The sequence below is a fragment of the Cellulosimicrobium sp. NPDC057127 genome (genome assembly GCF_042670945.1).
Lineage (GTDB): Bacteria > Actinomycetota > Actinomycetes > Actinomycetales > Cellulomonadaceae > Cellulosimicrobium.
The window spans coordinates 296172-318096 of sequence record NZ_JBHUUP010000001.1 but is presented as its reverse complement, the minus strand read 5'-3'; the positions used below and the strand labels follow the sequence as shown (position 1 = coordinate 318096).

The following is a 21925-nucleotide window of genomic DNA, read 5'->3' as shown; positions in this document are numbered from 1 at the left end:
ACGTCGGGCCGGCACGCGTGCCGCCGGCTCGCTGCGACAATGGTGTCCCGTGAGCGACCCCTCCCCCACGCCCGACGAGCAGGCGCTGTTCGACCTCCCGCCCGGATCGCGCGAGGTGCCGACGCGCGTGGTGCTCCTCACCGGGGCGTCGGGTTCGGGCAAGACGTCGCTCACGCGCCGCCTCGGCCTGCCGGTCGTCGAGCTCGACGACTTCTACCTCGACCACGACCACCCGGGCCTGCCGCAACGCTTCGGCATCGTGGACTGGGACGACCCGCGCAGCTGGGACGCGGCCGGCGCCGTCGCCGCGCTCGTCGAGCTCGCCCGTACCGGGCACACCGACGTCCCGGTGTACGACATCCCGACGTCGCGCCGCACCGGGACCACCCACGTGGACGTGACGGGCTCCCGCGTCGTGCTCGCCGAGGGCATCTTCGCCGCCGAGATCGTCGCGGCTTGCCGCGAGCACGACGTGCTCGCCGACGCGATCTGCCTGCGCCGTCCGCGCATCGTCACGTTCTGGTTCCGCCTGCTGCGCGACCTCGCCGAGATGCGCAAGCCGCCGCTCACCCTCGTGCGCCGCGGCTGGGCGCTGCTGCGCGAAGAGCCGCGCCTCGTGCGCCACTGGGTCTCGCTCGGCTGCCGTGCGCTGTCGCCCGAGCGGGCGGAGAAGGAGATCCGCGCACTGCTGCGCTGACGGACCTCGCCGGACCACCGCGCGCCGAGAAGTGCGTATCGGCCCCTGGATCCTGCCGATCACGGGCTGATACTCACTTCTCGGCCGGACGCGTCGCGACCACGCCGGTCGCGCCGATCTCGTCGTCGCGCACCACGCGGACGGCGAGCCCCGCGGCGTGCAGCACGTCGACGACCGCCGCGCACTGGCCCTCGCTCACCTCGGTGAGCAGGTGCCCGCCGGGGGCGAGCCAGGTCCGCGCGTCCGCCGCGACACGACGCAGGACGTCGAGACCGTCGGACCCGCCGTCGAGCGCGACGCGCGCCTCGTGGTCGCGCGCCTCGGGCGGCAGGGAGGCGATGGCGCCGGTCGGCACGTACGGGACGTTGGCGAGCAGCACGTCGACGCGCCCGCGCAACGCAGGCGGCAGCGCGTCGAACAGGTCACCGTGGTGCGCGACGGCGGCGACGTTGTGCGCCGCGCAGGCGACCGCCGCCGGGTCGACGTCCGCCGCGTGCAGCTCGACGTGCGCGGCTCCGCCCACCGGACCCTCGGGCTGCTGCTCCCTCGTGAGGACCAGCCCCAGCGCGCCCGAGCCGCAGCACAGGTCCACGACGACGAGCGGCCCGTCGCCTCCCGTTCCCGCGCCCGGCCCACGGGGCCCGACGAGCCGCGTCGCCTCCTCGACGAGCAGCCCGGTGCGCTGCCGTGGCACGAAGACGCCCGGGTCGACCCGGACCCGCACGCCGCGCAGCTCGGCCCAGCCGAGCACGTGCTCGAGCGGCTGGCCGTCGACCCGCCGCCGGACGAGGGCGTCCAGCCGCGCCACGTCCCCCGCCGCCTCCGCCTCGAGGAGCGCGGCCTCCTCCTCGGCGAACACGCAGCCGGCCGCTCGCAGGCGGTCGACGAGGTCGGGCGAGGGAGGCGTCGGCACAGCCTCACCGTAGCGGCGCCGGTCTCCCGGCACGACGACGGCCCCGGCCCTTCCGCAGGAGGACCGGGGCCGTCGTGGTGTCAGGCCGCCGTCAGGAGCGGTTCACCGACGCCTCACTCAGCGCCGGCCTGCAGCTCGCCGGTCGGGGGCAGGTCGCGCACCGACACACCGCTCGGCGCGTCGAGCGCGGCGGCCGCGCCGACGCTCACCGGGCCGCGGTCGTGGTCGCCCTTGGGGACCCCGCGGAAGGTGAACTCGCCGAGCAGGCCCTCGCCCTCGGCGTCGACCAGGACGATCTCGCCGGCCTTGAGCTCGCCGAACAGGATCTTCTCGGACAGGGCGTCCTCGATGTCGCGCTGGATCGCGCGGCGCAGCGGACGGGCGCCGAGAACCGGGTCGTAGCCCTTCTCCGACAGCAGGACCTTCGCCGCCGGGGTGAGCTCGATGCCCATGTCCTTGTCGCGCAGACGGATGTCGAGACGCGCGATCATCAGGTCGACGATCTGGATGATCTCGTCCTGCGAGAGCTGCGGGAAGACCACCACGTCGTCGACACGGTTGAGGAACTCGGGGCGGAAGTGCTGCTTGAGCTCCTCGTTGACCTTCGCCTTCATACGCTCGTACGACGTCACCAGGTCGCCGCCGGCGTTGAAGCCGGTCTGGACGCCCTTGGCGATGTCCCGCGTGCCGAGGTTGGTCGTCATGATGATGACGGTGTTCTTGAAGTCCACGACCCGGCCCTGCGAGTCGGTCAGACGACCGTCCTCGAGGATCTGCAGGAGCGAGTTGAAGATGTCCGCGTGGGCCTTCTCGACCTCGTCGAACAGCACGACCGAGAACGGCTTGCGCCGCACCTTCTCCGTGAGCTGACCGCCCTCGTCGTACCCGACGTAGCCGGGGGGCGAGCCGAACAGCCGCGAGACCGTGTGCTTCTCCGAGAACTCCGACATGTCGAGCTGGATGAGCGCGTCCTCGTCCCCGAAGAGGAACTCGGCGAGCGCCTTGGCCAGCTCGGTCTTCCCGACGCCGGTCGGGCCGGCGAAGATGAACGACCCACCGGGGCGCTTCGGGTCCTTGAGGCCCGCACGCGTACGGCGGATGGCCTGCGACAGCGCCTTGATCGCGGCCTCCTGGCCGACGACACGCTTGTGCAGCTCGTCCTCCATGTGGAGCAGACGGCTGGACTCCTCCTCGGTGAGCTTGAACACCGGGATGCCCGTCGCCATGGCGAGGACCTCGGCGATCAGCTCCTCGTCGACCTCCGCGACCGTGTCCAGGTCGCCGGACTTCCAGGCCTTCTCCTTGTCGGCCCGCTTGGCACCGAGCTGCTTCTCGGTGTCGCGCAGGCGCGCGGCCTTCTCGAAGTCCTGCGCGTCGATCGCGGACTCCTTCTCGCGCCGCGCCTCGGCGATCTCCTCGTCGAGCTCCTTGAGCTCCGGCGGGGCCGTCATGCGGCGGATGCGCAGGCGCGCGCCCGCCTCGTCGATGAGGTCGATCGCCTTGTCCGGCAGGAAGCGGTCGTTGATGTAGCGGTCGGCGAGCGTGGCCGCGGAGACCAGCGCGGAGTCCGTGATGGACACGCGGTGGTGCGCCTCGTAGCGGTCGCGCAGGCCCTTGAGGATCTCGATCGCGTGGTTGAGCGACGGCTCGGCGACCTGGATCGGCTGGAAGCGGCGCTCCAGGGCCGGGTCCTTCTCGACGTGCTTGCGGTACTCGTCGAGGGTCGTCGCGCCGATCGTCTGCAGCTCGCCGCGCGCGAGCATCGGCTTGAGGATGCTCGCCGCGTCGATCGCGCCCTCGGCGGCACCGGCACCGACGAGCGTGTGGATCTCGTCGATGAACAGGATGATGTCGCCGCGCGTGCGGATCTCCTTGAGCACCTTCTTCAGGCGCTCCTCGAAGTCGCCGCGGTAGCGCGAGCCCGCGACGAGGGCGCCCAGGTCCAGCGTGTAGAGCTGCTTGTCCTTGAGCGTCTCGGGCACGTCGCCGCGCACGATGTCCTGCGCGAGGCCCTCCACGACGGCCGTCTTGCCGACGCCGGGCTCGCCGATGAGGACGGGGTTGTTCTTCGTGCGGCGCGAGAGCACCTGCATGACGCGCTCGATCTCGAGGCTGCGCCCGATCACCGGGTCGAGCTTGCCCTCGCGGGCCGCCTGCGTGAGGTTGCGCCCGAACTGGTCGAGGACCGCCGAACCGGACGGCTGACCCTCGGTGGGGCCGCCGGCCGACACGGGCTCCTTGCCCTGGTAGCCCGAGAGCAGCTGGATGACCTGCTGGCGGACCTTGTTGAGGTCGGCGCCCATCTTCGTCAGGACCTGGGCGGCCACGCCCTCGCCCTCACGGATGAGGCCGAGCAGGATGTGCTCGGTGCCGATGTAGTTGTGGCCGAGCTGCAGCGCCTCGCGCAGCGACAGCTCCAGCACCTTCTTGGCGCGCGGCGTGAACGGGATGTGCCCGCTGGGGGCCTGCTGGCCCTCGCCGATGATCTCCGTCACCTGGGTGCGGACGCCGTCCAGGGAGATCCCGAGGGACTCCAGGGCCTTGGCCGCCACACCCTCGCCCTCGTGGATGAGGCCGAGCAGGATGTGCTCGGTGCCGATGTAGTTGTGGTTGAGCATCCGCGCCTCTTCCTGGGCGAGGACGACGACCCGACGGGCTCGGTCTGTGAATCTCTCGAACATGTGCTGCTCCTCACGAGCGGCGTACACCTGCCCGTCGGACGACGGGTACAGCCTGACCGCATTGACTCTATGTGCTCCCAACGAGGCGCACCGCCCCCATATGCCGTTGTTCGCCAGGGGCGTGAAAGAGGGTGCGAACCGTGACCTGCGGCCCGGTCGCCCGGGCGGCGGACCTCGACACACCGGCCGCAGCGTTGACCGCGGACCGCGGCGGCGGCAGGCTCAGGAGTGCCGCACCCCACGGTCCGGCAGGAGGGTGGACGATCGCGATGACCCGACCGGAGCAGCACCCCGAGGACCCGGCCCCGCGGCCCGACGAGACACGCGCCGGCCGCCACCGCGCACCGGGCACGCCCGCGTCGTGGGAGCAGGTGGTCGACCGCTTCCGGGGAGACGTCGCCGAGGTCGCGGACCCGCTCACGTGGGGCCTCGACCTGGACGAGGAGACCCTCACCGGCGTGGGCGACGGCGCCCACGACGCGACGGACGAGCGGTTCCTGCGCTCGTACGTGTCGTTCGCGGGCGAGACGCTCGACGTCGAGACGCTGCGCGTCGTGCCCTCCGACGAGCTCGCCGAGGAGATCGTGCGCACCGCGCTCGGCGGGGCGCTCGCCGCGCCGCTGCACGGGGAGAGCGACGACGAGTTCCTCGACTCCTACCAGGAGTACCGCGCCGCCATGCGCGCCATCGTCGAGGAGGTCGACGCGGCACCGCTCGTCCGCACGACGTTCGACGTCGACGGCGTCGGCCGCCCCTGCGTGCGGGCCGACGTGCGCGACCGCGCCGCCGTGCTCGTCGTCGTCGGCGAGCGTGCGGTCGTCGCGGCCGGGCCGGTCGGCCTGCTGGAGCAGGTCGAGGTCGTGTCGGCGCCGCTGCGCGCCATCCTGCTCGACGACGAGCGACCGGAGCACTGAGCGAACCGGAGGTACGAGATGGGTGACGTGGTCGTCGGCGTGGACGGCTCGCAGTGGTCCCAGGAGGCCCTCGACTGGGCGCTGCACGAGGCGGCGGCGCGCCGCTCGCGGCTCACCGCCGTGCTCGCCTGGGACCCGTCCCGGCACGAGGGGCGCGAGGACACCGGTGACGACGACGCCCGGGCGGAGCGTCGACGGACGGCCGTCGCCGGATGGGTCGACGCGGCCCGCGCACGGACCGGGCGGGGTCCGGACGAGGTGGAGACGGTCGTCGAGGAGGTGCGCGGCCGGCCCTCGGCGTCCCTGCTGGCCCTCGCGGAGCGCGACGACGCCCGTGCCGACGTCCTCGTCGTCGGCCGTTGCGGCCGGGGCCGCCTGAGCCGTGCGGTGCTGGGCTCGGTCTCGTCCGCGGTGGTCCAGCACGCCACCGTGCCCGTCACGGTCGTGCGCGGCACGCGTCCCGAGCCGTCGGGCCCGGTCGTCGTGGGCGTCGATGGCTCCGCCACGTCGGTGCACGCGCTGCGCCACGCCGCGGACGTCGCGCACCGCACCGGTGCGGTGCTCGAGGCGCTGTTCTGCTGGCAGATCGTCTCGCTCGCCCCGCTGCCCGACTCGTGGGGATGGGCACCGCCCCTCGACGACTACGCGGCGTTCGCCGCGACGAAGCTCGACGCCGCGATCGAGGCGGCCGGTGTCGACCTGCCCGCCGAGCGCCTCGTGCGCACCGTGCGGCACGTGCACGCCGCCAAGGGCGTCATCGAGGCGTCCTCGCACGCGAGCCGCCTCGTGCTGGGTCACCGCGGCGTCGGCGGGTTCGACCGGCTGCTGCTCGGCTCGGTCAGCCGGCACGCCGTGGAGTACGCGCACTGCCCGGTCACCGTGGTCCGCCCGCCGGAGGTGCGGCACGCACCTGCGCACGACGACGACGCACGGCAGGATGGGACTCCCCGACAGGTCGGAGACCGCCCATGACGAACGTCGACCTCCTCACCGACGCGCACCTCACCGACGCCCGCGCCGCCGCCAACGGCCGCAGCGCGGAGGTCGTGGTGCACGACGGGCCGCTGCGCCAGTCCGTGATCGCCCTCGTGGCGGGCGTCGGGCTCGGCGAGCACAACTCGCCGCCCGCGGCGTCGATCCAGGTGCTGCGCGGGCGCGTGCGCGTGACGGCGCTCGACGAGGGCGACACGGAGCTCGGCACGGGCGAGCTCCGCGTCCTCACGCACGAACGGCACGCCGTCACGGCGCTCGAGGACAGCGCGTTCCTCCTCACGACGGTGACGAGCGTCGAGAACCCCTAGTCACGTCGAGGACCGCGTGTCGCCGGCCCGGGCCCGGCACGCCTCCCGGCGTCACGGTTCCCCGGTCAGCGCCGCACGGCCCACGTCGCGAGAGCGAGAGCCACGACGTCCTCGGCGACCGCGCCGGGCCAGTCCGGCCGACGCCCGACGGCGAGGCCGCGCCACGCCGCCCCGCCGTACGCCCCCGCGGCGGCCCCGGCGGCGCCCGCGAGCGCGGCGGCGACCGCCGGTCCCGGGCCCGTCACGCGCCGTCGGGCCAGCGCCACCCCTCCGACGGCGCCTGCCGTCACGCGCAGGGCGCCTCCCGGTCCGGCGAGGCGGCTCGGAGCCTCCGGGCGCTTGTCGCCGGCGATCTCGCCCGCGACCGCGAGCACCGCGGCCGCGCGCGCGGCACCGCTGCGGGACGGCGTGGCGGTCGGCCCGGGGCGCGGCGCGAGCGCCGGTGCGGCGACGGCGAGCGTGCTGCGGCACCCGGCGGCGACGCCGAGCGCGAGCGCCCGCGGGACGATCGACCACCGGCTGCTCCGGCTGCTGGCGTCGGTGCGCGGCATGGCGTCTCCTCGGGTCGTGGGCCGGTGCCCGCTCGACGCTAGCCGAGGCGTCACGCGCCCGCTCCCGGGAGCGGACCGAGGCTGCGGGCTGGGACACTGGCCGGGTGCCCGACCCGACGCCCCGCTCCGCACCGGACCCGGCACCGCCCGGTCCCACCGGCCCCGTCGTCGGCGTCCTGCTCACGCCGGGAGCCGGTGCGAGCCGTGACCACCGCTCGCTCGTCGCGATCGACGAGGCCCTGGCGGCGCTGCCCGTGCCCGTCCCGGTGCGCCGGGTCGACTTCCCGTACCGCGTCGCCGGACGACGGATGCCGGACCGCGCGCCCGTCGCCGTCGCGCACGTGCGGGAGCAGGCGCAGGCGTTCGCCGCCGAGCTGGGCACGACGACGGACCGGCTCGTCCTCGGCGGGCGGTCCTACGGCGGGCGCATGTGCTCGATGGCCGTCGCCGACGGGCTGCCCGCGGCCGGGCTCGCGCTGATCAGCTATCCGCTGCACCCGCCGGGCAGGCCCGACCGGCTGCGCACCGAGCACCTGCCCGACGTCCACGTCCCGACGCTCGTGGTCCAGGGCCGCACGGACCCGTTCGCGACGCCGGACGAGCTCACCGAGCACCTCGCAGCGATCCCGGGACCGGTGACGCGCGTCGAGCTGCCGGGGGCGCACGACCTCAAGGGCCAGGACGGGGCCGTGTGCGAGGCGCTGGTCGCGTGGCTCGGAGGGCTCGGCGCCCGCTGAGGCCGGCCGCTCCGGCGGTCCGCGAGCGCGGCGCGGTCGGCAAGACCTCGAAGTCAGCAGACCTCGAAGAGGTACGCGTACGGCTCGCCGGTCTCCTCGATCGGGTCGTACCCGCTCACGTCGGTGTCGGGCGTGACGAGGTCGAGGTCGCGCAGGACCGTCAGCGGCGCACGGTCGTCGCGCGCGCACACGTCGACGAACGTCAGGTCCGCGGCCGCGAGCGGGCCCGGGTACTCGACGTGGAGCACGTGGTCGCCGTACACGTCGGTGTAGGCGCCGCACTCGCCGAAGACGGCGCACTCCTCCGTCACCGCGAAGTCGAAGCCGAGATCGTCGTGGGCGAGCTCCGTGATCTCGGCGGCGTTCTTCTGCGCCACGGCGAGGCCGGCGTCGTGCGCCAGGTCGACGTAGGCCATCGCGAGCGCGTGCGCCCCGGCCTCGTCGATCGCGTCGAACCGGGTCCAGGTGTCCAGGTTGTCGAGCTCGACGGCGTCGAAGCCGTCCTCGGCGCACCCGGTCACGACGGGGCCGAGGATCGCGAGGATCCCGTCGCGCTGCGCGGCCGTCGACGGGTCGAGGACGTACTCGTCGGGCCAGTCGGGGTCGACCACCAACGACCCGTCCGACGCGTGGAGCAGCAAGTCCTCGCGCTCACGCCACAGGTCGGCGTCGCCGGGCTGGGTCTGGAAGCCGTTCACGTAGCAGACGGAGTACGCGCCCGGCAGCGGGTCGGCCGTCGCGTCGCGCACCACGACGTCGGGACGGACCGGGCCGGAGCCGGTCGGCACCTCGCCGTACGCCCCGCCCAGCTGGTAGTCGAGCACGCCGCTCGTCGGGGGCAGCGCGTACCTCGGCCCCGCTGACGAGCCGGCGACCGCGCCGTCGGTGGTCGAGTCTCCCGCCGGGTCGTCCGCCGTGCAGGCCGCGACCGCCAGCACGGCGGCGAGCGCGAGTGCGGTCGTCGGTCGTCGCACGTGCGAGCCCTCCCGTCGTGACGTGGCGCGTCGCAACTCTCTCACCTGCGGCGCGCCTCCGAGGCCGACGCCGTGGACGCCCCGCGGAGCACGGCCGGCACATCCCGCACAAACCCGTGCGAGCCGCCCGTACCGCCGGGCGTCCGCTGCTGCGTACGATGTGGCCGCGACCTGGCCGAACACCCGGAGGACCCATGCGCGCAGGAGACCGCACCGCCGCGACCGTGCCGCTGGCGGCCGTCGTGCTCGGCGGGCTCGCGGTGCTGGCGTCACCCGCCGTCCCGGCGGTCGCCGCCGACGGGGACGGGGGCGGGGAGCTCACCGTCACGGCGGAGGGGGTCACGTTCGATCCCGCGCGCATCCGGGGCACCGGCGGGTGGCTGAGCTACGCCGTCTCGGCGCCCGACGGCTCGCACGTCTGGTTCCTCGGCGACGGCTACTCGGAGCGCGACGCGACCGACGGTCACCTGCGGCTCGACATCCCTCGACGCGGTGCGTACCGGGACGGGTGGTGCGTCACCTGGGTGCACGTCACGGGCCTCGACGACCAGTTCGCGGGCTGGGCGGGTGACGCGCCGGCCTGCACCACGACGCCGTCGCCCAGCCCCGACCCGCCGGCGCCCGCGCCGAGCGAGACGCCGGCCGTGGTCGCGCCGCCGCCGCCCGCCCCCGCGCCGCCCACCCCGGCGAGCGCCGCCCCGGCGACCGAGCAGGCCGACGTCGCGCCCGAGCCCACGCCAGCACCCACGCCGACCGAGACGCCGACGCCCACCCCGACCCCGACCCCGACCCCGGAGCCGACCGCCGCCCCCGCACCGACCGCCGGGACGACGGCGCGTCCCGAGCCCGCGCGCACACCGCTCGTCACCGCCGGCGAGCGCGACGCGCCCCCGCCGCCCGGTGCGCAGTTCCCCCTGCTCGCGGTCGCGGGCGTCGGCGGTCTCGTCGCCGCGGCCGCGGGCGGCATGATCCTGCTGCTGCGCCGGGTCGTCTGACCGCTCCCCCGACCGCGCTCCCCCGACCGCGTCCCCCGCGTGCCGCGTCTCCGCGCGTCCCTCTCGCGCGCTGCCGCACCACCGTGGCAGGGTGCGGGCATGACGTGGACAGCGCGCTTCGTGGGCGGAGCCCTCGACGGACAGGTGACGACGCTCGACGACGACGCGCTGGACTGGTCCGGCCACTACGTGCACGGACCGGACGAGGGTGCGAGCACGACGCACATCCTCACGCAGTCGGACCGGCCCCAGCACGCCGAGCGGTACGAGCGGCGCCCGGCATCCGAGGGCACGGACTACCTCATGGTCCTCGTGCCCTGACGCCCGGCAGCGAGGCCGCGGCCGGCGACCGTGGACGACGACCGTGGACGACGACGAAGGCCCGGAACCTGAGGTTCCGGGCCTTCCGTGGAGCCGCCTGTCGGAATCGAACCGACGACCTATTCATTACGAGTGAATCGCTCTACCGACTGAGCTAAGGCGGCGTGCTGCGAACCGGCCCGTTCCACGAACCGCTGGCAACGAGCGCCTACTGTACCCGGCGACCGGCCCAGACTCCAAAGCGGCAGGATCTCGCCGCTCGTCGGTCCTCGGGAGCCCGCCGAGCGGCTCAACAGACGAGCCCGTCCTCGGGGACGGTGCCCTCGACGAGGTAGGCGTCCACGGCGTCGCCGACGCACGCGTTGGACCGTCCGTACGCGGTGTGCCCCTCGCCCTCGTACGTGACCAGGACACCGGAGTCGAGGGTCTTCGCGAGCCCTTCCGCCCAGACGTACGGCGTCGCCGGGTCGTTCGTCGTGCCGATGACGACGATGGGCGCCGCACCGGACGCGGCGACGTCGAACTCCTGCTCGACGGCGGGGTACGGCCAGTCCACGCACGTGAGACCGCCGTACGCGAAGAACGAGCCCATGGTCGGCGCCTCGGCCTCGAGCCGCTCGCGCTGGGCCTCCATCGCCGCGGGGTCGCTGTCCTGGCGGTCGTCGAGGCAGTTGACCGCGCGGAACGCCTCCGTGGAGTTCGTGGCGAACGAGCCGTCCGGGTTGCGGTCGTTGTAGACGTCGGCGAGGTACAGCAGCATCGTGCCGGTCCCCTCGGTGAACGCCTCGGTGAGCGCCTGCGTGAGCGCGGGCCAGCTGAGGTCGTTGTAGAGCGTCACCGCGATGCCGTAGAACGCCAGGGTCTGCGTGACGCGCCGGGCGGACGTGGTCGGCAGCGGGTTCTGCTTGGCCTGGTCGAGGAGCGTGCGCACCTGCTCCATGCCCGCGTCGACGTCGCCGCGCAGCGGGCAGGACGGGCCGGCCTGGCAGTCCTCGACGTACGCGCGCAGGGCGTTCTCGAACCCGACGGCCTGCTGCTCGGACACCTCGTCCGCCGTGAGAGCGGTGTCGATCGCGCCGTCGAGGACGAGCCGCCCGACCTTGTCCGGGAACAGCCCGGCGTACGTCGCGCCGAGCTGGGTGCCGTAGGAGTACCCGAGGTACGCGAGCTTCTCGTCGCCGAGGACGGCGCGCAGCATGTCCATGTCGCGGGCCGCGCTCTGGGTGTCGACCTGGCCCAGGAGCGGTCCCGTGTTCTCCTCGCACGCCTGCGCCCACGCGGCGAGCTCGGCGACCATGGCCTCGCGGCCGGCAGCGTCGTCGGCGAAGTCCTTGGACAGCGACTCGTCCTTGCGCGCGTCGTCGAAGCACGTCACCGCGCTCGAGCCGCCGACGCCGCGCGGGTCGAACCCCACGAGGTCGTACGCCTCCTTGACCGGCTCGCCGAACATCGACGCCGCGTCGCCCACGAAGTCCACCCCGGACGCGCCCGGGCCGCCCGGGTTCGTCAGCAGCGACCCGATGCGCTCCCCGCTCGCCGGCAGCCGCTTGAGCGCGAGCTCGATCTCCCCGGCCCCCGGGTCGTCCCACGACAGCGGGGCGCGCGCCGTCGTGCACTCCCAGCCGGATCCGCAGTCCTCCCACGCCAGGGTCTGGCCGTAGAACTCCTCGAACCCCTCGGGGCCGGTCTCACCGGTCCCCTGCGCGGTGCCGGACGTCGCGGCCTCGTCCGCCGGGGTCTGCGTCTTGGGAGCGACGGAGCACCCCGCGGCGACGAGAGCGAGCGCGAGCGAGGTGGCGCAGAGCCGGGCGCGGAGATTCACCTGCACACGGTATCGGCTCGCCCAGCGCACGAAGCGGCCGATCGACCGCCGCGCCGGTCCTTTCACGCGCTCTTCACCGCGCGGGCGAGCGGGCGCCTACTCGAGCCCCACCCAGGCGACCGGTCCGGTCCGGCCCTCCACGGCGGGCGGCACGACGACGGTTCCCTGGTCGCCGAGGACGACGCGGACCTCGGTCGACGCGTCCACCTCGTCCGGCACCTCGACGACCGACGTCGCGGGCACGAAGTCCATCGTGCACGCGACGTCCGGCGGGATGTCCACGAACGTCACGACGACCTCGCCGTCGCGGACGGACGCGTCCGGCTCGGCGACGGTCGGGCACCCGCTGGAGCCGTACGTGACGACGTACAGCAGCCCGGGCTCCGCGCTCCACGCGGCGCCCGTGCCGCCGTCCACGGGGCCGTCGACGCCGGGCGGGAGGCCTCGTCCGCGCGCGCCCGCCTCGAGCGGCATGCCGGCGGCGTCGGGCGCGAGCCGCGGCACCCCGTTCTCGTCCTGGTCCGCGCCGTCGTCGCCGCCCTCACCGGGCGTCTCCCAGGTGGGGCCGTCGGACGGCTCCTGCGACGCGTCGGGGTTCGACGTCCTCACGTCGTCCGTGGTGCCGCCACCCTCGGTGGGGGACGCGCACGCGGCCAGGACGAGGACGGCGAGCACCCCGCCGACCGCGAGCGCCGGGGCCGGTCGAGGACTGCGTCGGGCGGGAACCATGGGAGCCTCCTCGGTCGTGCGGTCCCACCATCCTGGCGCACCGTCCACCGCCCGTCGACAGGCCCGCGGCCGGCGGACCCGCACGGTCGACGACCACGTGCAGGTGCGGGCGACCGCGCCGCGTCCCACGATCGAGGCATGACGCGATTCGGGTACACCCTCATGACCGAGCAGTCCGGCCCCAAGGAGCTCGTCCGCTACGCCGTCGAGGCCGAGCGCACCGGCTTCGACTTCGAGGTGTCGAGCGACCACTACTTCCCCTGGCTCGACACCCAGGGCCACTCCTCCTACGCGTGGTCGATGCTCGGCGCCGTCGCGCACGCGACCGAGCGCGTGGACCTCATGACGTACGTGACCTGCCCGACCGTGCGCTACCACCCCGCGGTCGTCGCCCAGAAGGCGGCGACGCTCGGCCTGCTGTCCGACGGGCGGTTCACGCTCGGCCTGGGCGCGGGCGAGAACCTCAACGAGCACGTGGTCGGCAAGCGCTGGCCCGCCGTCGACGAGCGGCACGCGATGCTGACCGAGGCGGTGGACATCATCACCGAGCTGTTCACCGGCGACTTCCTCACGTACGAGGGCCACCACTTCCGCGTGGACTCCGCCCGCGTGTGGGACGTGCCGGACGAGCCGGTGCAGATCGGCGTCGCGGTCTCCGGCGAGCAGTCCGTCGGGCAGTTCGCCACCCTGGCCGACCACCTCATCACCACCGAGCCGAAGGCCGGGCTCCTCGAGCAGTGGGACGCCCTGCGGGCCGAGGCGTCGCTCGAGCCGTCGCGCAAGATCGCGCAGATCCCGATCTCGTGGGACCCCGACGCGGACGCCGCGGTCCGGCGCGCGCACGAGCAGTTCCGCTGGTTCGGTCTCGGCTGGCCGGTCAACGCGAACCTGCCGACCACCGAGTCGTTCACGCACGCGAGCTCGTTCGTGCGCCCCGACGACGTCGCGCAGTCCATCCCCTGCGGGCCGGACCTCGACGCCGTCGTGGAGTCGGTCTCGACCTACTGGGAGGCCGGCTTCACCGACATCGCCATCGTGCAGATCGGCGACGAGAAGCAGCAGCAGTTCCTCGACGAGGCCGCGGGCCCGCTCCTGGAGAAGCTGCGCGCGGCCGCGCCCTCGTCCTGACCGCGCGCCGGGATGCCGTACGCGGCCGACCGGGCGCTCAGCCCTGCGGGCGCAGCGCGATGGCCATCGCCTCGACCGCGAGGAGCGGTGACACGTTGCCCTCGAGGCGCTCGCGCGCGACGCCGATCGCGTCCATGCGGCGCACGGTCTGCTCGGGCGTCGAGTCCTCGGCGAGCGTGCGCACCGCCTCGGCGGACCCGGTGTTGACGAGCTCGACCTCCGCGCCGAGCTGCACGACGAGCACGTCGCGGTACAGCGAGAGCAGGTCGACCATCGCCCGGTCGAGCACGTCGCGCTGGTGGCGGGTCGCGCGTCGCTTCTGGTCGGCCTCGAGGTCGCGCAGCTGAGAGCGGAGCCGGGGCGGCAGCGTGTCCCCGTCGGCCACGCCGAGCGCGCGCAGCAGCTCCGCCTTCTCGCCGGCGTCGCGCTCCTCGGTGGCCGCCCTCGCCTCCGCCTGGGCGAGGTCGACGAGCTCGCCCGCGGCGAGCACGGCGTCGCCCACGCCGCGGATGCGGCGCGCGAGGCCGAGGACCGACGAGCGCCGCTCGCGCGCCCCGGCGTCGCGCGCGAGCCGGCGCGCGAGGCCGATGTGGCTCTGCGCGGCCCGGGCGCACGCCTCCGCGACGGCCGGCTCGACGCCGTCGCGCTCGACCAGGAGCCGCGCGACGGCCTCGACCGGCGGGACGCGCAGCACGACGCCGCGGCACCGGGACCGGATGGTCACGAGCACGTCCTGCGGGCTCGGCGCGCACAGGATCCAGACCGTGTGGGGCGCCGGCTCCTCGATCGCCTTGAGGAGCACGTTCGTCGTGCGCTCGACCATGCGGTCGGCGTCCTCGACGACGATGACGCGGCGCCTGCCCTGCGACGGGCTGCGGCTCGCGACCGTGAGGAGCTCGCGCACCTCGTCGATCTTGATGGTCACGAGCTCCGTCGCCACGAGCGTGACGTCGGGGTGCGTCCCGGCCAGGACGGTGCGGCACGCCTGGCACTGCCCGCACCCGCCGCGCTCGCACTGCAGCGCCGCGGCGAACGCGCGCGCCGCGTTCGACCGGCCGGAGCCGGGCGGACCGGTGAGGAGCCACGCGTGCGTCATCGCCGCCGGGTCGGTCGCGGCCGCGCTCAGCGTCGCGACGGCCTGCTCCTGACCGACGACGTCGTCCCAGACGCTCATGCCCCGCCCGCCGAGCGGTGCCGGTGCCCCGCCCCGGGGCCCGGGCCGCCCGGCACGTACCCGATCGCGCTGTCCGAGTCGTCGAACCCGTCCTCCGGCTCCGCCTCGACCGTGTCCTCCGCCTCCTCGACCACCGGCGTCAGCTCGAGCCGGGCGGCCACGTCGACGCGGATCTGCGCCTGCAGGTCGTCCACCGGCGCCGCCGCGTCGAGCACGAGCCACCGCTCCGGCTCCGCCGCCGCGCGCGCCAGGAAGGCCTCCCGGGTGCGGCGGTGGAACTCGAGCCCGGCCCGCTCGAGCCGGTCGTGCTCGCGGCGCATGCGGTGCGCGGCCTCCGCCGGGTCGAGGTCGAGCAGCACCGTCACGTCCGGCATGAGGTCCTGGACCGCCCACCGCGAGATGAGCTCGACCTCGTCCGCGCCGAGCTCGCGGCCACCCGCCTGGTAGGCCACGGACGAGTCGAGGTAGCGGTCCGTCACGACGATCGCGCCGCGCGCCAGGGCCGGCCGCACGACGCTCGCCACGTGGTGCGCCCGGTCGGCCGCGTAGATCAGCGCCTCGGTGCGCGCGTCCATGTCCTCGCCGTGCAGCACGGCGGCGCGGAGCTCCTTCCCGAGGGACGTGCCGCCCGGCTCGCGCGTGAGCACGACCTCGCGGCCCGTGAGCTCGCCCAGCCACTGCCCGAGCAGGCGCGACTGCGTCGACTTGCCGACGCCGTCGCCGCCCTCGAACGAGACGAAGTACCCGGGTGCGTTCACGGCCACCACCCTAGCCGCGGCGTCGGACACCCTGCGGGCGGTCGGCTGGCCGGGCCGCGGGTTAGCCTCGGGACCATGCCCGCCACCCCCACCCCTGGTTCCGCCTTCGCCGACCGCACGTTCGACGCGGTCCTGTTCGACATGGACGGCACCCTCATCGACTCGGTCCCGGCCGTGGACCGGAGCTGGCGGCGCTGGGCGGCGGAGCAGGGCCTGCCGGGCGCGGAGGACTTCACGATCCAGCACGGGACCCCGGCGCGGTCGCTCATCGCCCGTCTCCTGCCGGCCGACCGCGTCGACGCCGCCTACGAGCGCATCCAGGAGCTCGAGCTGGTCGACAACGAGGGCGTGACGATGCTCGCGGGCACCGCGGACGCGCTCGCGACGCTCCCCGTCGAGCACCAGGCGATCGTGACGTCGTGCACGCGCCCGCTCGCCGAGGCGCGGATGGCGGCGTCCGGGCTCGCGGCGCGCTCCGTGGTCGTCACGGCCGAGGACGTCGAGCACGGCAAGCCCGCCCCCGACCCGTTCCTGCTCGGTGCCGAGCGCCTCGGGGTCGACCCCGCGCGCTGCCTCGTCGTCGAGGACGCCCCGGCCGGCATCGCGTCCGCGCGGGCCGCGGGCTGCGCCGTCCTCGCCGTCACGGGCACGCACAGCGCCGCCGAGCTCGCCGGCGCCTCCCCCGCGCCCGACGCCGTCGCCACCGGACTCGACGCGGTGCGCTTCGCCGTCGGCCCGGACGGCGTGCGCGTCACCGACGCCTGACCGGGCGCCCGCTCAGACGGCGCCCGCCCGCAGCGCCGCAGCGACGACCTTCGACGCCGCGGCGTGCACCTCGGCGAGCTCCTCGAGGGTCAGTCCCGTGGCGTCGACGATCGCCGGCGGGATGCGCTCGGCGTCACCGCGCCGGGCCCGCCCCTCGTCCGTGAGCGTCACGTGGACCTGCCGCCCGTCCTCCGGCGACCGCGTGCGCGCGACGTACCCGAGCGCCTCGAGCCGCTTGAGCAGGGGCGACAGCGTGCCCGGGTCGAGGTGCAGCCGGTCGGCGAGCGCCGAGACGGTCGTCGTGGCGCCGACCGCGTCGTCCTGCCACAGCGCGAGCAGCACCAGGTACTGGGGGTGCGTGATGCCCAGGGGCTCGAGGAGCGGCCGGTACAGCGCGACCATCGCGCGCGCCCCGGCGGACAGGGCGAAGCAGACCTGCGCCTCGAGGGCCAGGGGGTCGTCGAGCGGCTCGACGGCCGGCACCCCGGCGGGCGCGACGTCGGGGAGGGAGTCGGTCACGTCGCCAGGGTAGCCGCGTCCGCGCTATCGTGTGGTGGTCCAACCTTTGGTGCACCAAGAAGGGTCGGCCCATGGCGACGAAGAAGGACCCGCGCTCGCTCGGCATGCGCATCACCGAGGCGTTCCTGCCGTTCTTCGGCCCGGCCCAGCTCGGCCGGCACGACGCGGACGGACGCGGCGTCTCCGCCGCCGAGCGGGGCCGCGAGCAGGAGCTGCGCACCCGCTTCGAGCGCGTGACCGGACCGGACGGCCGCACGTACGTGGTCGAGCACACCGACTGACGTCGTCGCCCCGACCGTCCGCGCCGCGCGGCCGCCCGCGGCTCACTCGCCGGGGTACGCGACCCCGACCTGACGCCGCACCTCGTCGAGCGTGCGCATGACCTCCAGCGTCCCGTCCCACGACATGCGCGGGCTCTGCGTCTCCCCCGCGGCGACGCGGCGCGCGACCTCGGCCGCCTGGTACTGCTTACCCTCGCCGCGGAACCCGTCGTAGGTCCACGACGCGCCGTCGTCGCGCACCACGCGGAACGACGTCGGGCCGTAGAAGGCGCCCGCGACCTCGATCCGCCCGGCGGTCCCGTTGACCACGGCCGTCGTCGCGGTGCGCGACCACAGCGTCGTCGACAGGGTCGCCTGCACCTGCGAGCCGTAGGACAGCACGATGCTCGTCTGGCCGTCCACGCCCGTCTCGGTGAGCGCGCCCACGGCCGTCACGGCGTCCGGCGCGCCGAGCAGGTCGTGCGCGAACGACACGGGGTACACCCCGAGGTCGAGCAGCGCGCCGCCCGCGAGCCCCGGCGCGTACAGGCGGTGCTCCGGGACGTACGGGAAGTACTGCCCGTGGTCGGCGGTGACGTTGACGACGTCGCCGATCTCGCCGCGCGCGACCACGCCGCGCAGCGCCGCGACGTGCGGCAGGAACCGCGTCCACATGGCCTCCATGACGAACACGCCGGCCGCGCGCGCGGCGTCGAGCACCTCGCGGGCCTCCGCCTCGTTGCGCGTGAACGCCTTCTCGACGAGCACGTGCTTGCCCGCGCGGATCGCCAGCAGCGCGTGCTCGTGGTGGTGGGAGTGCGGCGTCGCGACGTAGACGACGTCGACCTGCGGGTCGTCGACGAGCGCCTCGTAGCCCTCGTGCGTGGTGGGGACGCCGTGGGCGGTCGCGAACCGCTCCGCCCGGACGCGGTCGCGCGAGCCGACCGCCGCGACGCGCCCCTGCGTGTGCTGGCGCACCGCCTCCGCGAACGACGACGCGATGCCGCCCGCGCCGAGCACGCCCCAGCGCACCGGCGGCGCCGTGCGGGGGTCGGGCACGAGGCCGGGGACGTCGGCGGGCAGGTCGGCCACGGGGCGGAGGGTGCGGTGGGGGGCGTCGTCGCTCATGGGGCACACCGTAGCGGCTGCGCCGCGTCCGGTGCCGGGGTGATGCGCCGAGCGCCTCCGCGGGCCACCATGAGGCCATGACGACGCCCGCGTCCTCGTCCGCGGTCCCCGCCACGCCCGACGACCTCCCGGAGGCGCGGGCGAGCGCCCGCGGCCTCGTCAAGGTCTACGGGTCCGGCCCGACGGCGGTCCGCGCGCTCGACGGCGTGGACGTCGACTTCGCGCGCGGCCGGCTCACGGCGATCATGGGGCCCTCCGGCTCCGGGAAGTCCACGCTCATGCACTGCATGGCCGGCCTCGACTCGCCGACGTCGGGGAGCGTCGTCGTGGACGGGCGCGAGATCAGCCGGATGTCGCAGCGGCGGCTGACCGCGCTGCGCCGGACCCGGGTCGGCTTCGTCTTCCAGTCGTACAACCTCGTGCCGACGCTCACCGCGGCCGAGAACATCACGCTGCCGCTCGACATCGCGCGCACCCGCGTCGACCGCACGTGGTTCGACGAGGTGGTCGACGCCGTCGGACTGCGCGACCGGTTGCACCACCGGCCGTCCGAGCTGTCGGGCGGGCAGCAGCAGCGCGTCGCGTGCGCGCGGGCGCTCGTGTCGCGCCCGTCCGTCGTGTTCGCGGACGAGCCCACGGGGAACCTCGACTCCCGCTCGGCCGGCGAGGTGCTGGGCTTCCTGCGGCGGTCGGTCGACGAGCTCGACCAGACCGTCGTCATGGTGACGCACGACCCGCGCGCGGCGTCGTTCGCGCACCGCGTCGTGTTCCTCGCGGACGGCCGCCTCGCCGGCGAGCTGCACGACCCGTCCCAGCAGGACATCCTCGACGCCCTCGCCGCTGCCGCGGGCGACGCGCCGTGATCCGGGTCGCGCTGCGGGGCGTGCGTGCGCACCTCGTGCGCTTCGTGCTCTCGGTGCTCGCGGTCACGCTCGGCGTGGCGTTCGTCGTCGGCACGTTCGCGTTCCGCGCGATGCTGTCCTCGACGTTCGACGACATCATCGCCACGACGCTCGTCGCCGACGTCTACGTGCGCGGCTCCCAGGAGGTCGCGGGGACCCCGCCCCAGGAGGGCGGAGGTGGTGGCGGTGGCGCGCCCGGCACCGGCTTCGGGCCGGAGCGCACGCTCGTGCCCGCCGACCTCGCCGACCGGGTCGAGGACGTCGACGGCGTCGACCGCGCCGTGGCGGACGTCTCCGGGCCGGCCGTGCTCGTCGGGGCGGACGGGACCGCCGTCGTGACCAACGGGCCGCCGAGCGTCGCGCTCGCCGTCGACCCGCAGGACCCGAGCCTGACCCTCGCCGAGGGCGCGTGGCCCGGTCCCGGCGAGATCGTGCTCGAGCGCAGCGCCGCCGAGCTGGCCGGTCTCGGCACGGAGGACGCCACGACGGTCGTGCTCGGCGACGAGCCGCGACCCGTCACCGTGTCGGGCGTCTTCGAGATCGAGGCCGCGGCCGCCGGGGCGGTGCTCGTCGGCATCGACGACGCCACGGCGCGCGAGGCGTACGCGCCCGACGGGCAGGTGGCCCAGATCGCGGTGTGGGCGCAGCGGGACGGCGGCACAGCGGCGACGGGCCCGTCCGAGGAGGCGCTCGCGGACCGGGTCGCGGCCGTCCTGCCGAGCGGCGCCGAGGCGGTGACGGGGACGCAGGCGCGCGCCGAGGCGAGCGAGGCCGTCGAGGAGGTGCTCGGCTTCGTCGAGACGTTCCTCCTCGTCTTCGCCGCCATCGCCCTGTTCGTCGGCGCGTTCATCATCGCCAACACGTTCCAGATGTCGGTGCGCGAGCGGCTGCGCGAGCTGGCCCTGCTGCGCGCGCTCGGCGCCTCGCCCGGCCAGGTCTTCGCGTCCGTGATCGCGCAGGCCTTCCTCGTGGGCCTGGTCGGCGGAGGGTTCGGCGTGCTCGCCGGCGCGGGCCTCGTCCGGGTCATCCGCTGGGGGCTCGCGGCCGCGGGCTTCGACTTCTCCGGTCGCGCCCCGCTCGACACGGCCCAGGTGCTCGCCGCCGTCGGTCTCGGTGCCGCGGTCAGCGTGCTCGCGGCCGCGCTGCCCGCGCGCCTCGCCGCGGCGATCCCACCCGTGCAGGCCATGCGCGACGACGTCGCCCCCGAGCGCGGGACGCTCGCCCGGGCGGTGAGCGGGGTCGTGCTCGTCGTGGCCGGCGCGGGCGTGCTGTGGCTCGCGGCCCACCTCGGGTCCTCGGTCGAGGAGTCTCCGACCGGCTGGACGTGGGTCGACGGCATGAGCCCGCGCGTGCTGCTCGGCGTCGGGGCAGGGCTCGTGCTCGTCGGCGTGCTCGTCGGGTCGCCAGCGGTCGCGCGGCCCGTCCTCACGGTGCTCGCGGCGCCGCTCGTCGCCGCGCTGCGGCCGCTCGGCCGGCTCGCGCGCGGCAACGTCACGCGCAACCCGCGCCGCACCGCCAGCACGGCCGGCGCGCTGCTCATCGGCATGGCGCTCGTGTCCGTCACCGGGGTCATCGCGGCGTCCACACAGGCGTCCGTGCGCAGCATCGTCGAGACCGAGGTCCGTGCCGACCTCGTCGTGGACTCCGCGACGTGGACGGTCCCCGGGGGTGCCGTCGACGCCGTCCGTGCCGTGCCCGGCGCGCAGACGGTCGACACGGTGCGGCTCGGGCTCGCCCCGGCGGCCGACGCGACGACCGACGAGGACGCCCGCGGCACCGACGTCGCCGGCGTCCCCGCGCAGTTCTTCGAGACGGCGCTCGACCCCGTGACGCTCGCGGGCGACCCCACGTCGACGCTCGAGGAGGGGGACGTCGTCGTGCACCGGCGGACGGCGCGCGAGCGCGGCTGGGAGGTCGGCGACACCATCCGGCTCGGAGGCCGGGCCGGTGAGGGGAGCGGCGAGGACGCGGCGGACGGTGGCTCCGGTCCCCAGGTCGACGTCGAGGTGGGGGCGATCATCGACAGCCAGCTCGTCGGGACGGGCGTGCTCGTGCGCGACGACGTGTTCGACGCCGTCGTGCCCGCCGCGCAGGCGAGCGTGCGGATCGTGTACGTCAGCGCTGCGGACGGTGCGGACGCGGCCGACCTCGCGGCGCTGCGGTCCGGCCTGACGGAGGCCGTCGCGCCCTACCTGGTGCTCACCGTCCTCGACCGCGAGCAGACGGCCTCGGCATACGCGGAGCAGGTCGACCAGGTGCTCGTCATCCTCTACGCGCTGCTCGCGCTGTCGATCGTCATCGCGCTGCTCGGCATCGTCAACACGCTCGCGCTGTCCGTCATCGAGCGCACGCGCGAGATCGGGCTGCTGCGCGCCGTCGGGCTCGGACGGCTGCAGCTCGCCGGCATCATCGCGGTCGAGTCCGTGCTCACCGCCGTGTACGGGACGGTGCTGGGCGTCGCCACCGGCATCGGCATCGGCGCGGCGCTGCCCGGCGTGCTCGCCGACGAGGGCCTGAGCACGCTCGCCGTGCCGTGGGGCCAGGTCCTGGCGATCCTCGGCACCGCCGTCGTCATCGGGCTCGTCGCGAGCGTGTGGCCGGCCGTCCGCGCCACCCGGCTGCCCGTCCTCGAGGCGGTCACGGTCGACTGAGGCGC

General features: G+C 75.0%; 22 protein-coding genes and 1 tRNA gene. 12 read left to right on the top strand and 11 right to left on the bottom strand.

Translation table 11 applies throughout. The features are described from left to right. The first annotated feature begins 49 nt into the window (after positions 1–49). Entirely contained in the window at positions 50–697 is a 648-nt protein-coding gene (locus ACFTZA_RS01420) for a uridine kinase (protein ID WP_378189948.1), read from the top strand. A 73-nt stretch (positions 698–770) separates the two neighbouring features. On the opposite strand, the gene ACFTZA_RS01415 is transcribed toward ACFTZA_RS01420, so the two are convergent. Both ACFTZA_RS01415 and ACFTZA_RS01410 read right to left on the bottom strand, forming a co-directional pair. Continuing rightward, positions 771–1610, bottom strand: a complete 840-nt coding sequence (locus tag ACFTZA_RS01415) for a putative protein N(5)-glutamine methyltransferase (RefSeq protein ID WP_378189945.1) — start codon at positions 1608–1610, stop codon at positions 771–773. 113 nt (positions 1611–1723) lie between these two features. Next, positions 1724–4291, bottom strand: coding sequence for an ATP-dependent Clp protease ATP-binding subunit (locus tag ACFTZA_RS01410; protein ID WP_378189943.1), 2568 nt, complete (start codon positions 4289–4291; stop codon positions 1724–1726). Between the two features lie 269 nt (positions 4292–4560). On the opposite strand from ACFTZA_RS01410, the gene ACFTZA_RS01405 reads away from it, so the two are divergent. Genes ACFTZA_RS01405 through ACFTZA_RS01395 form a run of 3 tightly spaced genes read left to right on the top strand, consistent with a single transcriptional unit; the run spans position 4561 to position 6506 of the window. After that, a complete protein-coding gene (locus ACFTZA_RS01405; RefSeq protein WP_378189941.1) occupies positions 4561–5205 on the top strand; it encodes a hypothetical protein in 645 nt (214 codons plus the stop codon). Positions 5206–5223: 18 nt separating this feature from the next. Further along, positions 5224–6177, top strand: coding sequence for a universal stress protein (locus ACFTZA_RS01400; RefSeq protein ID WP_378189939.1), 954 nt, complete (start codon positions 5224–5226; stop codon positions 6175–6177). Beyond that, positions 6174–6506 (top strand): cupin, encoded by a 333-nt coding sequence (locus tag ACFTZA_RS01395; protein ID WP_378189937.1) that lies wholly within the window; start codon positions 6174–6176, stop codon positions 6504–6506. The genes ACFTZA_RS01400 and ACFTZA_RS01395 overlap by 4 nt, the downstream gene beginning before the upstream one ends. Before the next feature lie 65 nt (positions 6507–6571). On the opposite strand, the gene ACFTZA_RS01390 is transcribed toward ACFTZA_RS01395, so the two are convergent. After that, positions 6572–7057, bottom strand: a complete 486-nt coding sequence (locus ACFTZA_RS01390; RefSeq protein ID WP_378189935.1) for a hypothetical protein — start codon at positions 7055–7057, stop codon at positions 6572–6574. A gap of 104 nt (positions 7058–7161) precedes the next feature. Here ACFTZA_RS01390 and ACFTZA_RS01385 point away from each other — a divergent pair, with 104 nt between their 5' ends. Continuing rightward, complete coding sequence (locus ACFTZA_RS01385) at positions 7162–7794, top strand: alpha/beta family hydrolase (protein ID WP_378189933.1); 633 nt, start codon at positions 7162–7164, stop codon at positions 7792–7794. A gap of 53 nt (positions 7795–7847) precedes the next feature. On the opposite strand, the gene ACFTZA_RS01380 is transcribed toward ACFTZA_RS01385, so the two are convergent. After that, entirely contained in the window at positions 7848–8768 is a 921-nt protein-coding gene (locus ACFTZA_RS01380; protein ID WP_378189931.1) for an endo alpha-1,4 polygalactosaminidase, read from the bottom strand. A 194-nt stretch (positions 8769–8962) separates the two neighbouring features. Here ACFTZA_RS01380 and ACFTZA_RS01375 point away from each other — a divergent pair, with 194 nt between their 5' ends. After that, positions 8963–9763, top strand: coding sequence for a hypothetical protein (locus tag ACFTZA_RS01375; protein ID WP_378189929.1), 801 nt, complete (start codon positions 8963–8965; stop codon positions 9761–9763). Positions 9764–9862: 99 nt separating this feature from the next. Next, on the top strand, positions 9863–10084 hold the full coding sequence (locus ACFTZA_RS01370; protein WP_378189927.1) for a hypothetical protein: 222 nt from the start codon (positions 9863–9865) through the stop codon (positions 10082–10084). Between the two features lie 88 nt (positions 10085–10172). Here the strand turns inward: ACFTZA_RS01370 and ACFTZA_RS01365 are convergent. From ACFTZA_RS01365 to ACFTZA_RS01355, 3 genes are all read right to left on the bottom strand, one after another. Beyond that, a tRNA-Thr gene (locus ACFTZA_RS01365) sits at positions 10173–10248 on the bottom strand. 125 nt (positions 10249–10373) lie between these two features. Further along, positions 10374–11906 (bottom strand): alpha/beta hydrolase, encoded by a 1533-nt coding sequence (locus ACFTZA_RS01360; protein ID WP_378189925.1) that lies wholly within the window; start codon positions 11904–11906, stop codon positions 10374–10376. Positions 11907–12002: 96 nt separating this feature from the next. Continuing rightward, on the bottom strand, positions 12003–12635 hold the full coding sequence (locus ACFTZA_RS01355; RefSeq protein WP_378189923.1) for a hypothetical protein: 633 nt from the start codon (positions 12633–12635) through the stop codon (positions 12003–12005). A 138-nt stretch (positions 12636–12773) separates the two neighbouring features. Here ACFTZA_RS01355 and ACFTZA_RS01350 point away from each other — a divergent pair, with 138 nt between their 5' ends. Next, positions 12774–13763 (top strand): LLM class F420-dependent oxidoreductase, encoded by a 990-nt coding sequence (locus ACFTZA_RS01350; RefSeq protein WP_378189921.1) that lies wholly within the window; start codon positions 12774–12776, stop codon positions 13761–13763. Between the two features lie 37 nt (positions 13764–13800). Here the strand turns inward: ACFTZA_RS01350 and ACFTZA_RS01345 are convergent, their stop codons facing one another. Further along, the gene (locus ACFTZA_RS01345) at positions 13801–14937 is read right to left on the bottom strand and encodes a DNA polymerase III subunit delta' (RefSeq protein ID WP_378189919.1); all 1137 of its coding nucleotides are present in this window, start codon (positions 14935–14937) and stop codon (positions 13801–13803) included. Then, a complete protein-coding gene (tmk, locus tag ACFTZA_RS01340) occupies positions 14934–15695 on the bottom strand; it encodes a dTMP kinase (RefSeq protein WP_378189917.1) in 762 nt (253 codons plus the stop codon). Before tmk ends, ACFTZA_RS01345 begins: the two co-directional genes overlap by 4 nt. A 75-nt stretch (positions 15696–15770) precedes the next feature. On the opposite strand from tmk, the gene ACFTZA_RS01335 reads away from it, so the two are divergent. After that, positions 15771–16460, top strand: a complete 690-nt coding sequence (locus ACFTZA_RS01335) for an HAD-IA family hydrolase (protein ID WP_378189915.1) — start codon at positions 15771–15773, stop codon at positions 16458–16460. A gap of 12 nt (positions 16461–16472) precedes the next feature. Here the strand turns inward: ACFTZA_RS01335 and ACFTZA_RS01330 are convergent, their stop codons facing one another. Next, entirely contained in the window at positions 16473–16979 is a 507-nt protein-coding gene (locus ACFTZA_RS01330; RefSeq protein ID WP_378189913.1) for a MarR family winged helix-turn-helix transcriptional regulator, read from the bottom strand. 71 nt (positions 16980–17050) lie between these two features. Here ACFTZA_RS01330 and ACFTZA_RS01325 point away from each other — a divergent pair, with 71 nt between their 5' ends. Then, positions 17051–17260, top strand: a complete 210-nt coding sequence (locus tag ACFTZA_RS01325) for a hypothetical protein (RefSeq protein ID WP_378189911.1) — start codon at positions 17051–17053, stop codon at positions 17258–17260. Positions 17261–17302: 42 nt separating this feature from the next. On the opposite strand, the gene ACFTZA_RS01320 is transcribed toward ACFTZA_RS01325, so the two are convergent. Next, positions 17303–18367, bottom strand: a complete 1065-nt coding sequence (locus ACFTZA_RS01320; protein WP_378189909.1) for a Gfo/Idh/MocA family protein — start codon at positions 18365–18367, stop codon at positions 17303–17305. A 77-nt stretch (positions 18368–18444) separates the two neighbouring features. Between ACFTZA_RS01320 and ACFTZA_RS01315 the strand changes: the two genes are divergently transcribed. Further along, positions 18445–19230: an ABC transporter ATP-binding protein gene (locus tag ACFTZA_RS01315; protein ID WP_378189907.1), complete on the top strand. Its 786-nt coding sequence runs from the start codon at positions 18445–18447 to the stop codon at positions 19228–19230. After that, on the top strand, positions 19227–21920 hold the full coding sequence (locus tag ACFTZA_RS01310) for an ABC transporter permease (protein WP_378189905.1): 2694 nt from the start codon (positions 19227–19229) through the stop codon (positions 21918–21920). The genes ACFTZA_RS01315 and ACFTZA_RS01310 overlap by 4 nt, the downstream gene beginning before the upstream one ends. Positions 21921–21925: the final 5 nt, after the last annotated feature.